Source organism: uncultured Marinobacter sp. (assembly GCF_913055835.1).
Classification (GTDB): Bacteria; Pseudomonadota; Gammaproteobacteria; order Pseudomonadales; family Oleiphilaceae; genus Marinobacter.
On the sequence record NZ_CAJXKQ010000013.1, the window covers coordinates 35693 to 48376 of the forward strand.

Consider the following 12684-nt stretch of genomic DNA (forward strand, 5'->3'; position numbering starts at 1 on the left):
GTATCTTGGGGACCGCTCGCTGCAATTACAATCCGGAATCTGCCGTAATACCCGCCACCAGAACGCCGGAGGCCAGAGCCTTTTCAAGGTCCGAAACCGGAATCGGGCGGCTGATCAGATAACCCTGGGCAAAGTTACAACGGTAGCTCTTGAGGAAGTTCAGTTGCTCCTCTGTTTCAACCCCCTCGGCCACCACCTCAATACCCAGGTTGTGAGCCAGGTTAATCACCGCCCGGGTGATCACCGCATCGTCATGGCGCTCCGTGACTTCCGTGATAAACGAACGGTCGATTTTCAGCAGGTCGACCGGGAAATCACGCAGGTAACCGAGCGACGAGTAGCCCACGCCGAAGTCATCAATGGCCAGGTGCACACCCAGCTGGTGCAGACGGGACAGCTGATTCAGGTTGTGCTCGATGTTCTGGATGAAGATCTCCTCGGTCAGCTCAACCTCCAGACGATCCGCCGGCACATTTTCCGCCGCCAGGGCTTCCCGAATGTGATCCACCAGATTTTCGTCATCCAGCTCTCGGCCCGAGAGATTGACCGCAATGCGCAGGCCGTCCTGGGGCGTGCCTTTCCAGGCCGCCAGCTGCCGACAGGCCGCCATGACCACCCAGCGGCCAATATCGGTGATCCGGCCACTCTCCTCGGCCAGTGGGATGAATTCCACCGGCGGCAAAAGACCACGGCGGGGATGGCGCCAGCGGATCAGCGCCTCGACACTCTGGATTTCACCGGTGTCGAGGTTCAGCTGAGGCTGATAGAAGAGCACGAATTCATTGTTGGCCAGGGCCTGGCTAAGATCCTTGTCCAGCTCCAGGCGCATGACTTCCCGTTCCTGCATGCCCTCGGTGTAGAACTGGTAGGTATTCCGGCCCTGTTCCTTGGCGCGATAGAGCGCAATGTCTGCGTTCCGCAACAGCGTATCCGCGTCCAGACCGCTTTGTGGGTAGACGGCCACGCCCATGGTGGCAGTAATGCTGTGGGACTGGCCCTGAACCTCGAAGGGTTGGTCGAAGCTCTGCTTGATCTGACCCAGCAGGTGGATAATGTCGTCAATGTCATCCACCTGTTGCTGACAGAACATGAACTCGTCGCCGCCGGAGTAGGCCACCAGGAGCCGTTCGTTGCTCAGACGGTTCAGCCGCTCGGACACTTTGATCAGCAGTTCGTCACCGAACTGGTGGCCAAGGGAGTCGTTGAGCGTCTGAAAGCGGTCCAGGTCCAGCATCACCAGCGCAACCTGCCGCATCTGGCGATCGGCAATGTTCAGGGTGTGGGACAGGTCTTCCATGAAGAACCGACGGTTGGCCAGACCGGTGAGGGTATCGGTGGACTCAAGCCGGGCCAGATCCTTCTGGATAGCGGTTCGCTGTGCAATTTCCTGATCCAGTTCCCGGCGGGTCTTCAGCAGGGCACGGTTGCGTTTAAGAATGAGCTGCACCAGTAGGGTGGTCAGGCTGGTCAGAAGGCCCATCAACAGGAACGTGGTAAAGGTAAGGGCCGGCCAGTTGCTGTATTGGCGGTCGACCCAACCGACGGACGGGCGCAGGGTCAATGTCCAATTGAGTGTCGGTAGATTAACGGCCTGGCTTTTGGAGAATTCGCTGCTGACTGGCTGCGACACGTTCAGCTCATAGGTCACTTCACCGGCTTCGCGGATTTCAACCCGGAAGGATTCCAGCACCCGTTCGGTGAGAAGCTGGCGTGCCAGCACTTCCATTCTGAACACGCCTGCCATGAAGCCATTGTTGTCAGAGCCGGCCCCGACAGGCGCATAAATCACCATGCCCTTGCCGCCCTGGCGCAAATCGATCACACCGGAAAGATCCCAGGTGCCGGACTGCTTTGCCAGTTCCAGTGCCTGGCGGCGTTCCTCGTTGAAGGCGACGTTGTAGCCGATAACCTCTTCGTTGTCGGAGATTGGCTCCAACCAGCGGATGATGAAATCGGAATCAATCCATTCGATGGCCTGGTAAACGCCGAAGTCGTCGAGGTAGTTGCGGGCATCCCGTCGCCACTCCTGTTCGGTTTTGGCCGGGTCTGCCTCAAGGCGTTTGGCCATGCGCCGAATCGCCTCCGCGTGGACCAGGAACTCCCGCTCAAGGTGGTTGGCCATGGCCCGGGCTTCGTTGGCCAGATTTGCTTCGACCTGGCTCTTGTCCTGTTGAACCAGTCCGTAGCGCAGGCCGGCTGCCAGGCCCAGGAAAACCAGGAAAATCACCACCGGAAATGCCGGGCTCAAAAGGCCCGAAACAACAGCTTTTGGGGGTGATGCAGGTTGATCCACAGGTTACTCCGTGACTTGAAACGATGGTGCCGGGCAGTTGGCACTGCCCACGCAATTATGAGGCATTTGTATCGGCTACCGCCATCAGTTGCTTGATTCGGTCCCGAAGTGAGACACCAAAGGCGCCATCGGGCAACGGCCGGACAATGTCCGGTACAGCCTGACCAGATTCTGCCCCCACCGATCCAAGATCCATGATCCGGGGTGTCACGGGTTGCTTTTCGCCATCGAGCAACACCTCCACCCTGGGTTTCAGCTTTCGTCCGGGGTGCGTCGCCACTACGATGGCTACTTCGCCCGTGGATAGTTCTACCAGGCTGCCCGGCGGGTACACGCCGATCATTCGGATGAATGCTTCCACCATGGTGGCATCGAACTGCTGGCCGCGGTTTCTGAAGAGGATGCGGATGGCATCTGAAGCCGGAAGTCCGTCCCGGTAGCATCGGTCGCTGGTGATGGCATCGAAGGCATCGACGATGGAAACCAGGCGGGCAAACCGGCTGATCTGCCATTCTGCCAGCTGTTTCGGGTAGCCGCGGCCATCAATGCGTTCGTGGTGGTGGCAGGAAACATCACAGATGATCGGATCAAGGTGCGGATCGGCGCGAAGCAATTCGTAACCCAGGGTGGTGTGCTGGCGCATGATGCCGTGTTCTTCCGGCGTCAGGGCCCCGGGTTTGTTGAGGATCTCGTCCGGTACCTTTAATTTGCCGAGGTCGTGCAACAGTCCGCACATGCCGACGGTTTCCAGGTCTTCATCCGGCATCCCCAGGAAGCGGGCGAAGGCGACACAGAAAATAGCCACCCTGAGACAGTGTTCAGCGGTGTAGGCGTCCCGGGATTTGATGCGGCTCATCCAGAACATGGCGCTGGCATTGGCCTTCACGCTGTCCACGCATTCGCGGATGATGGGGCGGGCGCTCTGCAGATCAAGGTCGTTGCCGGCTTCGATCTGTCGGGTGACCTCCTCCACAAAGGCCTGGGTCCGGCTCCAGGTCGCCTGCGCCCTGGGCAGTTCCTGTTGCAGCGAACGGGTTTCGGGGAGCGGTTGGTTGGTACGCCGCTTCAGTACCGAAATCTGATCGAGTATCGGATTCAGGCGTTCTTCCTCGTCCTCCACCAGTACCCATTCACAGTACTGCCGCAGAATCTGAGCCTGGTTGTCATCGGTCAGGGTGAACCCCTGGAACAGAAACGGTACCTGGGTCCAGGGCCTGTCCAGGCTGACAATGCGCATGCCGGGCTGAAGAAGATCCACCGGCAGTCTCACACGCTGGAGGGTCGAAACAGGGGCGTCGGAGTTGGCAGCTATCGCCGAGTGCGCCGATACCGGGTGTCGGTGCTGTTTGCTGGATTTACGTCGGAACCACATGGCTCTACCAGTCTTCTGTTTATGTCCGGTGATTATGTCAGACCTGACAGACCGGTTACAGAAGAGTGCCTGAAGTGTGACGCAGTTCCTGATTCAGATCAGGTTTCAGGAGTGTTCTGAAACCCTGGGAATGCCCAGGCGGGGGATTTCCTGCTTTGGACAACGATCCATCACCACTGTCAGTCCCGCTGCCTCTGCCCGGGCAGCACCCTCATCATTGATCACACCAATCTGCAGCCACACCACCGGGATGTTGAGTTCGATGGCCTGGTTGATGACCGCGTCGGTGCGTTCCGGTGCCAGGAAAAGATCCACCATGTCCACCGGTTCCGGCAGACTATGCAGGTCGGCGTAAACGGTTTCTCCAAGTACCGTCTGGCCCGCCAGACGGGGGTTCACCGGGAGAATTCGGTAGCCGTGGGCCTGAAGATATTCCATGACTTCGTGGGAAGGCCGGTTGGTCTTCTGGCTTGCGCCAACAAGGGCGATGGTCCTGACCCTTGTCAGGATGTCACGCATCTGGTCCGGGGAGTTGCTCGGCATGGTGCTGGGGAATCCTGGTTGAATTAACGGTGTGCCTGAAGACACACAGACACGGATTCCGCGTAGCGTAGCGCGTGAGGCTTGTCGATTTCCACTTCGGCCCACTGAACCGCCTCATTCTCCATCACGATGGTCAGAACTTCATGGGTCAGGCGCTCGAGCAGGGCAAACCGGTTTCCATCCACATGATGGATGATCTGCTTGGTGATGGTGCGATAGTTGAGGGCGGCTGAGATTTCATTCCTGTTTACCGCTTCAGACGCATCGTAAGTCAGCGCAACGTTGATCAATACGTCCTGCTGATTGTTGATTTCCTCCTCCTTGATGCCGATATAGGCTCTCAGAAGAAGATCCTTGATGCGGACTTTTGCCAGGTGATTCCCGTGGACGTCTGTCATGCGGCCTCCCTAGGGTCAGGTGCTTCAGCGATTGTTGCTGATCAAGGTCAGAAACTCGGTGCGAGTAGCCTGGGACTTGCGGAACTGCCCGAGCATCATCGACGTCTTCATGCGGGAATTCTGTTTCTCCACGCCTCTCATCATCATGCACATGTGTTGCGCCTCGATAACCACCGCCACGCCTTTGGCGCCGGTGACGCTTTCGACGGCTTCGGCAATCTGCCGGGTCAGGTTTTCCTGGATCTGCAGGCGGCGGGCATACATGTCGACGATGCGGGCGAACTTGGAAAGACCCAGCACCTTGCCAGCGGGCAAGTAGGCGATGTGGCACTTGCCGATGAACGGCAACATGTGGTGTTCACACATGCTGTACAGTTCGATGTCCTGGACAACGACCATTTCGTCCATGGCGGATTCGAATACCGCGTTGTTTACCAGGTCGCCAAGGTCCTGCTTGTACCCGCAGGTGAGAAACTGCATGGCTTTGGCGGCGCGCATTGGAGTGTCTTGCAGACCCTCGCGGTCCGGATCTTCGCCCAGGCCATCGATAATGGCACGAAAATGGCCGGAGAGGTCGTCAAGGAGTTTGCTCATAATCATTTCCGGTTAGCAGTGTCTTACGAGGGCCAAAGCTTAAGGCAATTTGCCCACCATCTCTACGTTTACGGAGGCATTGCCGGAAAAGACCACTTTGGCTGCCCCGCCGTCTGGTTTGGGCGATGGAGCTATGGCAGCGTGGGCTGCGATGTTTTACAGTTTCAACCTGTGAATGTTCGCCGGGGACAATACATGGAAGAGCTGATGCCCACCGTCGGTGGGGTTTCCGCCGCAGGGCGCGAGGAAGGCACCCTGGAAGGGTGGCAACAGGGAGGTAAGTGGTTCAGTTTCGAGGGGCATGCCATTTTCAGTCGGATGGCGGGTTCGGGAGAACCACTGGTCCTCATTCACGGGTTTCCTACCGCCAGTTGGGACTGGAATCGCCTCTGGCCGATGCTGGTTCAGCAGAACAACGTGCTCACCCTGGATATGCTGGGCTTCGGCTTTTCGGACAAGCCCTCCAACTACGATTACAGCATTGAAGATCAGGCCGACCTCTTCCAGGGTTGGATTGAGGGGCTTGGCCTGCCTTCGGTGCACCTGCTGGTCCACGATTATGGCTGCAGTGTGGCCCAGGAGCTGCTGGCCCGGGAGCAGGAAGGCGGGCTGCCTTTCCGGATTGCCAGTGTCTGCTTCCTCAATGGTGCCCTTTTCCCGGAAGTCCACAATCCGTTGCTGATTCAGAAACTGTTGAGAAGTCCCTTTGGCGGCTTGATCAGCCGAGGCCTTACCCGACGGAGTTTCGAGCGCAACTTCCGCCGGCTGTTCGGCAACCAGAATCCGCCGGACCGTCAGGATATGGAGGACTTCTGGCATCTGCTGACCTACAACAACGGGCGTGGCATCCTGCATCACCTGATCCAGTTCATGGAGGAGCGCCGTTGTCACCGGAACCGCTGGGTTGGCGCTCTGCAGAAGGCGACGCAACCGATGCGACTGATCTCCGGTACGGCCGATCCTGTGTCTGGAGCCGGCATGGCGCGTCGGTACCGCGAACTGATACCCGATGGCGATGTGGTCACCCTGAGGAACATCGGGCACTACCCGCATTTCGAGTGCCCCTGGGAGGTTTTCAGCGCCTACCGGGAATTTCGTAAACGTTGCGACCAGTAACCCTGGCCGATACTGCGCTTCAGCCCGAAGCCGAATCGGGCATGTCTTCGGCGCCCCGGCCCACAACCGGCAGCGGCCGGGCGGCGTTGACCACCTGGTTGCGGCCCTGGGATTTTGCTTCGTAAAGCGCCTGATCCGCCCGGTTGAGCCAGACCGACCAGGTTTCGCCTTTGCTGACCTCGGCAACACTGGCGCTGGCCGTCACCTTGATGTCTTCAAGGAAAGGCCGGGCGCTGATGCTGGTCAGAAGCTGGTGTGCCAGTACATCGGCATCCTTCTGGCGGGTTTCCGGCAGCACGATCATGAATTCCTCGCCGCCAATCCGGAACAGCTGATCGCTTTCCCGGAGTCGCTTTCGCAAACGCAGCGCCATCTCCGTGAGAACCTTGTCACCGGCCAGGTGGCCCCACTGATCGTTAATGGTCTTGAAGTAGTCCAGATCCAGCAAGATCAGGCTGGACACCCGCTCATACCGCTCCCGCATCTGAATCTGGCCGTTGAGAATATCGGCAAGCTGTGACCGGTTCAGGCAACCGGTCAATGGATCCGTGGTGGCCAGTCGGGTGAGCTCCTGCTGGAGTTTGCCCACCAGAAAGGCAAAAATCATGGCAAACAGGCAGGTCAGACCGAGGGAAAACGTGATTCGCCAGAAATCGGCCTCGGGAAAGCGCAGGAAGGACACGACAGCCATAACCACCACAAAGATGATATTGCTGCCAATGGCTTCTCTCAAGGGCAGCAGGAAGAACAGGGCCGCGGCAGCGGGGTAGGCCCAGTAGAGGCCGGCGTGGCCATTGATGTGGGTGGAGTAGGCGGCACTGACTACGGCGAGCAGGGGGAAAAGCCGACCTTTGAGAAAGTAGGTGCCACGAAATCTCAGAAATGCGATAACCAGAAGGGCGTTGACACAGAACAGGACCAGTACCGCAGACAGCAGGTAATGGGATTGCTGCCATTGCACCATGACCAGGGGCGCGACGGCGATGAACGCCCAGAAATGCAGGTGGTAGACCAGCTGGCGTTTGAAGCCCAGCACCGCGAGTGTCGGGTTGGTGGCAAGGGTAGAGGGTGGTACCGAAAAATTCACAGCATACTCCCGCTGTCTGAGTCGAATCCGCCCGCGTCCTGTGCCGGGATCGTGTTGAAGTCTAGCATGGCCATTTCTCTAATTAAGCAGATACCGCTGTTTATGACCACCATTAGTTTTGTTCAGTTGGCCCGCCCTTGTCCACTTCGCTAAACTCCGCTGGACTAATTCAGGGACATGCCCAGGGACCATCCTATGACTGCTATTCACACCCGAGAACCGGCCCTGACCATCCGGGCCGGCCGGCGCGCCTTGCAACGACTCAAGGAAAAACCGTTGTCACCAGAAGACGTGCACGTGATTCCAGGCGCAGCCGGAGGCCCCAAGGCCCTGGGAATAAGTGGCCTGGACAAGGCCATATTCGGCGACTGGCTGCCTCGGGTTCCCCAGGAGCGTTCACTGATCGGTTCGTCCATTGGAAGCTGGCGGTTCGCCGCTGTGACGTCCTCCGACGACCCGAAACGCCAGCTCGGCCGGCTGGCTGAACTTTACACCGCCCAGCGATTTGCCAAAGGTGTCAGCGCCGCGGAAGTGAGCCGCAAAAGTGTGCTGTTTCTGGAGGAACTGCTCGGTGGCCGGGAAGACACCATCCTGAACCATCCCTGGTACCGGCTCAACGTTGTGGTTGTTCGCAGTCTTGGCATGCTGGCGGAGGATGCCAGGGGTCGGTTGGGGCTTGGCCTGATGAGCGCTATCAGCGCCAACATGGTCAGTCGCCGGCATTTGGGCCGTTTTATGGAGCGGGGGATCATCCACGATGCCCGCCTGAAAACGCCGGTGGCGAAGCTGGTGGATTTCCCCAGCCACGAAGTGGCGCTGACCCGCGAGAACTTGTTGCCTGCCCTTCTGGCTTCGGCGTCGATTCCCCTGGTGATGTCCGGTGTCCGTAATATTCCCGGTGCACCCGAGGGCGTCTATCGTGACGGTGGTCTTCTGGACTACCACCTCGATCTGCCCTACAAACAGCCGGGTGTGGTGCTATACCCACACTTCACCGATAAGGTGGTGCCGGGCTGGTTCGACAAGTCGTTGCCCTGGCGGCGGGGCGATACCACCCGGTTGCAGGATGTATTGCTGGTTGCACCCTCGAAAACCTATCTGGAATCCCTGCCTGACCGGAAACTTCCGGATCGTAAGGATTTCGAGTGCTATGTTGGTGATGACGCCGGTCGTGAGCGGGCCTGGCAGGCGGCTATTGCCGAAAGTGACCGGTTGGGCGACGAGTTTATGGAGCTCATCGAAACCGGGCGCCTGCCCGACGTTGTCAGGCCGCTCTGAACGCAGAGTTTCCGGAACAGTGTCTATACTGGTTCCGTAAAGTCATGACTTGGGGGAACAGATTATGTCCGATGCGAAACCGGTGATCGCCAGCAAGACGCCTTTTTCTGTCATGGTGGAGGCAGGAAAGAATTACTTCTGGTGTGCCTGCGGCCGCAGTGGCAGCCAGCCATTCTGTGATGGCTCCCATAAGGGGACCGGGATAACACCGGTAAAATTCGAGGCCGAAAAGAAAGAGTGGGTCTGGTTCTGCGGGTGCAAACAAACGGGCAACGCTCCCTTGTGCGATGGCACCCACAAGACCCTCGACTAAAGCGCCATACGCTGCAGGGTACTTGCCCTGAAGCCTGAAAGGCCGTGGACCGGGTCTTTCAGAGCCCGGACCCTGAGCACAACCGGAACCTCGTTTTCCTCATCCCGGTGGAGCAGCGGAAGATCGATCCGCTCAATGGAACCCTCGCTGCGAGCGGCTGACAAGGCCCGCCTGAAATTGTCCTGAAAGGCTGGCGCAACCATCTCTTCCAGGGGCTGCCCCACCAGATCAGTGGGCGCTCGATCCAGGAGTTCGGCAATCTGTGGTGAAACAAAACCGATCCGGCCATTTTCATCCAGCTCCCAGATCACGGCTCCAGACAGGGCTACCAGATCACGACTTCGCTGTTCGCTGTCATTCAGCGCCTGACGCAGTATCGACTTCTCGACCTGAAAGTTGGCGATCTGGTGATCAGCGCCAATTTCCCGCTGTTCAAGGCCGCGGATATGGAGCGTCTGCAGATGAAGTCGGCGGTTGAGGAGCAGGGCAAGCGAGGCAGCGAACACAGACAGCGCGACACCGGCTATCCAGACCGTTTGTGAGGCAGACCGGGCGACTTCTTCCAGCCCTTCTGGAGAGGGCACGGTGGTGAGGATCCACTGCTGGTCCAGTGGTGACACTTCTGTGCGCAGTGCCCGCGTCGGGTCCACTGAACCGTTGGTTCGTATCTCCAGCAGTGGCCTCTTGGTGTGTCGTTCGAGGGTATCAATACGCAAGCCGAGGGAATCGGGCAGGGTGTCGCTGAACAAAGCCTGGAGCCATACCGAAACGGGTTGGTTGTTGTCACCCGACACCGACCGGTCCGGCACGTTGGCCAACAGATGATTGACCAGAGCCTGATGCTGGGCATAGTAACGCGCCTCAGCAAGCGCCATGGCCCGCCGACCCTCAATACTTGCGGTGATTCCGGTTACCAGCAGTCCGGCTGCGACCAGAAGCAGGGGGATCCAGAGTCCTGGCCAAAGTACCGGTCTGCGGAACCGGCCTGGAGCTGAGCTTTCCATGCCGGGCGTCCTTTGCGGCTGGGTCTGTACCCCTGGGCCAGACCGACTGTACTTCTATACTCTAGTTCAGCTCTGCTGCGGAGGGAAATGTTCAGGTGCGGACTTTGCCGGCTGCACCATAGACCAGCAGGAAAGCGACGAAAGCTGTCACCACAATGGAGGGGCCGGCCGGTGTGTCCAGGTGCCAGGACAGGCTCAGGCCGCCGCTTACCGCAATGAACCCGAACCCGATCGCCATGGCCACCATGATCTCCGGATTGTGAGCCAATCTTCGGGCGGTCGCCGCAGGAATGATCAGCAATGCGGTAATAAGCAGTACGCCGACGATTTTCATGGCCACTGCAATGACCAGGGAAAACATCAGCATCAGAACCAGACGGAGCCGTTCGACAGCAACGCCTTCCACCCGGGCGAGTTCTTCGTGAATCGTACTCATCAGCAAGCCCCGCCAAAGCACCGCAAGCAGCACAAGGATCAGCGCAGCGCCGCCGTAGATCCACAGCAGGTCGTTTCGACTCATGGCGAGCAGATCCCCGAACAGAAGGCCAGTCAGGTCAACGCGAACATCCGGCATGAAGCTCAGCGTTACCAGGCCGATGGCCAGGGCACTGTGGGCCAGAATACCGAGCAGGGTATCCGTTGCCAGCGTCCTGGTTCGGGAGAGCAGAACGAGTGCCATCGCCAGGACCACGCAGGTGATGATCACGCCAAGGTTCAGTGGCACGCTGATCAGAAAGCTCAGGGCAATACCCAGCAGCGCCGAGTGCGCCAGGGTATCGCCAAAATAGGCCATGCGTCGCCAGACCACGAAGCAGCCCAGTGGCCCCGCCACGAGGGCAACACCAAGACCGCCAATCAGAGCGCGCCAGAAGAAATCGTCCAGGACGGCATCAATGATGGGCATGATCACACTCCGTGTGGCCGCCCTCAACCACGTCCCCGTGCAGGTCATGACTGTGGTTATGGTGATGGTGGTAAACCGCCAGGGATTCTGCCACCGGTCGGCCAAACGTCTCGATAAAGGCGGGATCGTGAGAGATGTCTGCCGGATAACCACTGCAGCAGACATGCTGGTTCAGGCAGATAACCTTGTCGGTAGCCGCCATGACCAGATGCAGGTCGTGGGAGATCATGATTACACCGCAGTTCAGGTCGTCCCGCAGCTCTCGAATCAGGTCGTAAAGCGACGCCTGGCCATTGATATCCACGCCCTGGGCCGGTTCATCCAGCACCAGCAGGTCCGGCTTGCGGGCCAGGGCCCGGGCGAGTAACAGCCGCTGTTTCTCCCCGCCGGAGAGGTGGTGCACGGAGGCGTGAAGCAGATGGCCAACGCCAGTTCGTGCCAGAGCGGATTCACATTCTGCGATTGACTGGCCGCTGAGCAGCATGAACCGTTTTACGCTCACGGGCAGCGTGGCTTCGAGCGTCAGGTGCTGAGGGACATAGCCGATGACCAGATTTTTTTTCAACGACACATGGCCCGCGGATACTTTCTGGATACCCAGGACCGCCTTGATCAGCGTGGTCTTGCCAGCACCGTTGGGGCCAATGATAGTGATGATGTCACCGCGGTGAATAGCCAGGTTGACCCGGTCAACCACGGGGCGTTCGTCAAAGCGCACTGTGAGATTTTCCAGGCGGACCAGGGGGTCAGTCATGGTCCGGCTCCGCCTGGCAGCGGGGACACAGACCGGCAATCTCGAGCGTGGTGTTCTCGGCCCGGAACCCTTCCTCGGAGGCCGCTTTGCCGACTTCTGTTGAGACTGCAGGTGCGGTCAGCTCGAGCACATTGCCACAGGCACGACAGATCAGAAACATTCCGGTGTGGTGTTCACCGGCGTGGGTACAGCCGATAAAGGCGTTGAGTGAGGCAATGCGGTGCACCAGGCCGTGCTGTTGCAGGAAATCCAGGGCACGGTAAACCGTCGGCGGGGCTGCATTATGGCCATCGGAGGACAACTCTGCGAGCACATCATAGGCACCGAGGGGCTTATGGGACTGCCAGATCAGTTCCAGTACCCTTTCCCGAATGGGGGTGAGACGGGCGTTCTGGCGCTGGCAAATGGCCCGAGCGTCAGTCAGAGCCTGGCTGACACAGGCGTCATGGTTGTGGGGCCGATAGGGAATCGCTCGGGCGGACATGGTCTGGATCCTGTAAAATTTGAAACATTATAACATTTACAGGAATGTCTGCCATGCTCGACACCGGGCCGGGCAACCGGTCAGTGCCGGGATTTCAGAACCAGTGACTCCAGATACTCCAGATTCGGGATCCAGGCGTTCTCGCCCTCTACCTCAACCAGCATGAGGTCTGCCGGGCCCGGTTCGCCTTCCAGTTTCCTGACCTGATCCTCGGTCAGGCGAGCCTGGCTGGGAATACCCTGGGTAACCAGGGCCATAAAGGGGACTTCCTTGTGGTGATCTCCGATGGTGTTGAGCACCACAATTCGGCCACGATTGTCGCCCGGAACAGTGAGGGAGCCACCGTTGGCCGCATCGTAGGAGATCACGGGAAGCTGGAGGCCCCGCCAGTCCAGGTATCCAACCAGCCACTCCGGTGTGTTGGCGCCCGCATCAGAGCTGGCGTAGTCCACCACTTCTGCAATCGAGACGTTTGGCAGCAGTAGTTGCCGTCCGCTCATGGGAATCATGACGCAGGAGAGGGATTGGCTGTTGTCATTCATTG

General features: G+C 58.9%; 14 protein-coding genes. 3 read left to right on the plus strand and 11 right to left on the minus strand.

All coding sequences use genetic code 11. The annotated features are described in order from the left end of the window. Nucleotides 1-25: 25 nt before the first annotated feature. The 5 genes from QZ534_RS09195 to folE all read right to left on the minus strand — a co-directional run bounded on the left by QZ534_RS09195 (nucleotide 26) and on the right by folE (nucleotide 5206). Entirely contained in the window at nucleotides 26-2293 is a 2268-nt protein-coding gene (locus tag QZ534_RS09195; protein ID WP_296933882.1) for an EAL domain-containing protein, read from the minus strand. A gap of 55 nt (nucleotides 2294-2348) precedes the next feature. Further along, nucleotides 2349-3665 carry an HD-GYP domain-containing protein gene (locus QZ534_RS09200; RefSeq protein ID WP_296933883.1) on the minus strand — a complete coding sequence of 439 codons (1317 nt, stop codon included), beginning with the start codon at nucleotides 3663-3665 and terminating at the stop codon, nucleotides 2349-2351. A 105-nt stretch (nucleotides 3666-3770) separates the two neighbouring features. Further along, complete coding sequence (locus tag QZ534_RS09205; RefSeq protein WP_296933884.1) at nucleotides 3771-4208, minus strand: CoA-binding protein; 438 nt, start codon at nucleotides 4206-4208, stop codon at nucleotides 3771-3773. A 23-nt stretch (nucleotides 4209-4231) separates the two neighbouring features. Continuing rightward, the gene (gene folX, locus QZ534_RS09210) at nucleotides 4232-4606 is read right to left on the minus strand and encodes a dihydroneopterin triphosphate 2'-epimerase (RefSeq protein WP_296933886.1); all 375 of its coding nucleotides are present in this window, start codon (nucleotides 4604-4606) and stop codon (nucleotides 4232-4234) included. Between the two features lie 24 nt (nucleotides 4607-4630). Next, nucleotides 4631-5206 carry a GTP cyclohydrolase I FolE gene (gene folE / locus QZ534_RS09215; RefSeq protein WP_296933888.1) on the minus strand — a complete coding sequence of 192 codons (576 nt, stop codon included), beginning with the start codon at nucleotides 5204-5206 and terminating at the stop codon, nucleotides 4631-4633. Between the two features lie 189 nt (nucleotides 5207-5395). Between folE and QZ534_RS09220 the strand changes: the two genes are divergently transcribed. Continuing rightward, nucleotides 5396-6316, plus strand: coding sequence for an alpha/beta hydrolase (locus QZ534_RS09220; protein WP_296933890.1), 921 nt, complete (start codon nucleotides 5396-5398; stop codon nucleotides 6314-6316). A 19-nt stretch (nucleotides 6317-6335) separates the two neighbouring features. Here the strand turns inward: QZ534_RS09220 and QZ534_RS09225 are convergent, their stop codons facing one another. Continuing rightward, nucleotides 6336-7403, minus strand: a complete 1068-nt coding sequence (locus QZ534_RS09225) for a GGDEF domain-containing protein (RefSeq protein ID WP_296933892.1) — start codon at nucleotides 7401-7403, stop codon at nucleotides 6336-6338. 195 nt (nucleotides 7404-7598) lie between these two features. Here QZ534_RS09225 and QZ534_RS09230 point away from each other — a divergent pair, with 195 nt between their 5' ends. Together QZ534_RS09230 and QZ534_RS09235 are read left to right on the plus strand one after the other, a co-directional pair. Next, entirely contained in the window at nucleotides 7599-8681 is a 1083-nt protein-coding gene (locus tag QZ534_RS09230) for a patatin-like phospholipase family protein (RefSeq protein ID WP_296933894.1), read from the plus strand. A gap of 64 nt (nucleotides 8682-8745) precedes the next feature. After that, nucleotides 8746-8994 carry a CDGSH iron-sulfur domain-containing protein gene (locus QZ534_RS09235; protein ID WP_296933895.1) on the plus strand — a complete coding sequence of 83 codons (249 nt, stop codon included), beginning with the start codon at nucleotides 8746-8748 and terminating at the stop codon, nucleotides 8992-8994. Here the strand turns inward: QZ534_RS09235 and QZ534_RS09240 are convergent. The 5 genes from QZ534_RS09240 to QZ534_RS09260 all read right to left on the minus strand — a co-directional run bounded on the left by QZ534_RS09240 (nucleotide 8991) and on the right by QZ534_RS09260 (nucleotide 12682). Then, nucleotides 8991-9998, minus strand: a complete 1008-nt coding sequence (locus tag QZ534_RS09240) for a PAS domain-containing protein (RefSeq protein ID WP_296933897.1) — start codon at nucleotides 9996-9998, stop codon at nucleotides 8991-8993. The two genes, QZ534_RS09235 and QZ534_RS09240, sit on opposite strands and share 4 nt — an antisense overlap. A gap of 91 nt (nucleotides 9999-10089) precedes the next feature. Further along, entirely contained in the window at nucleotides 10090-10902 is an 813-nt protein-coding gene (locus tag QZ534_RS09245; RefSeq protein WP_296933899.1) for an iron chelate uptake ABC transporter family permease subunit, read from the minus strand. Next, on the minus strand, nucleotides 10889-11656 hold the full coding sequence (gene znuC, locus QZ534_RS09250) for a zinc ABC transporter ATP-binding protein ZnuC (protein ID WP_296933901.1): 768 nt from the start codon (nucleotides 11654-11656) through the stop codon (nucleotides 10889-10891). Before znuC ends, QZ534_RS09245 begins: the two co-directional genes overlap by 14 nt. Further along, nucleotides 11649-12140 (minus strand): Fur family transcriptional regulator, encoded by a 492-nt coding sequence (locus QZ534_RS09255; protein WP_296933903.1) that lies wholly within the window; start codon nucleotides 12138-12140, stop codon nucleotides 11649-11651. The genes znuC and QZ534_RS09255 overlap by 8 nt, the downstream gene beginning before the upstream one ends. Nucleotides 12141-12220: 80 nt before the next feature. Beyond that, the gene (locus QZ534_RS09260; RefSeq protein WP_296933905.1) at nucleotides 12221-12682 is read right to left on the minus strand and encodes a chemotaxis protein CheW; all 462 of its coding nucleotides are present in this window, start codon (nucleotides 12680-12682) and stop codon (nucleotides 12221-12223) included. Between the last annotated feature and the right edge of the window lie 2 nt (nucleotides 12683-12684).

Bases quoted from the DNA above. Each gene is read 5' to 3' on its own strand.
- QZ534_RS09200 (WP_296933883.1), bottom strand. From the start codon at position 3,665: ATGTGGTTCCGACGTAAATCCAGCAAACAGCACCGACACCCGGTATCG.
- folE (WP_296933888.1), bottom strand. From the start codon at position 5,206: ATGATTATGAGCAAACTCCTTGACGACCTCTCCGGCCATTTTCGTGCC.
- QZ534_RS09245 (WP_296933899.1), bottom strand. From the start codon at position 10,902: ATGCCCATCATTGATGCCGTCCTGGACGATTTCTTCTGGCGCGCTCTG.
- folX (WP_296933886.1), bottom strand. From the start codon at position 4,606: ATGACAGACGTCCACGGGAATCACCTGGCAAAAGTCCGCATCAAGGAT.
- QZ534_RS09260 (WP_296933905.1), bottom strand. From the start codon at position 12,682: ATGAATGACAACAGCCAATCCCTCTCCTGCGTCATGATTCCCATGAGC.
- QZ534_RS09255 (WP_296933903.1), bottom strand. From the start codon at position 12,140: ATGTCCGCCCGAGCGATTCCCTATCGGCCCCACAACCATGACGCCTGT.
- QZ534_RS09220 (WP_296933890.1), top strand. From the start codon at position 5,396: ATGGAAGAGCTGATGCCCACCGTCGGTGGGGTTTCCGCCGCAGGGCGC.
- znuC (WP_296933901.1), bottom strand. From the start codon at position 11,656: ATGACTGACCCCCTGGTCCGCCTGGAAAATCTCACAGTGCGCTTTGAC.
- QZ534_RS09235 (WP_296933895.1), top strand. From the start codon at position 8,746: ATGTCCGATGCGAAACCGGTGATCGCCAGCAAGACGCCTTTTTCTGTC.
- QZ534_RS09230 (WP_296933894.1), top strand. From the start codon at position 7,599: ATGACTGCTATTCACACCCGAGAACCGGCCCTGACCATCCGGGCCGGC.
- QZ534_RS09240 (WP_296933897.1), bottom strand. From the start codon at position 9,998: ATGGAAAGCTCAGCTCCAGGCCGGTTCCGCAGACCGGTACTTTGGCCA.
- QZ534_RS09205 (WP_296933884.1), bottom strand. From the start codon at position 4,208: ATGCCGAGCAACTCCCCGGACCAGATGCGTGACATCCTGACAAGGGTC.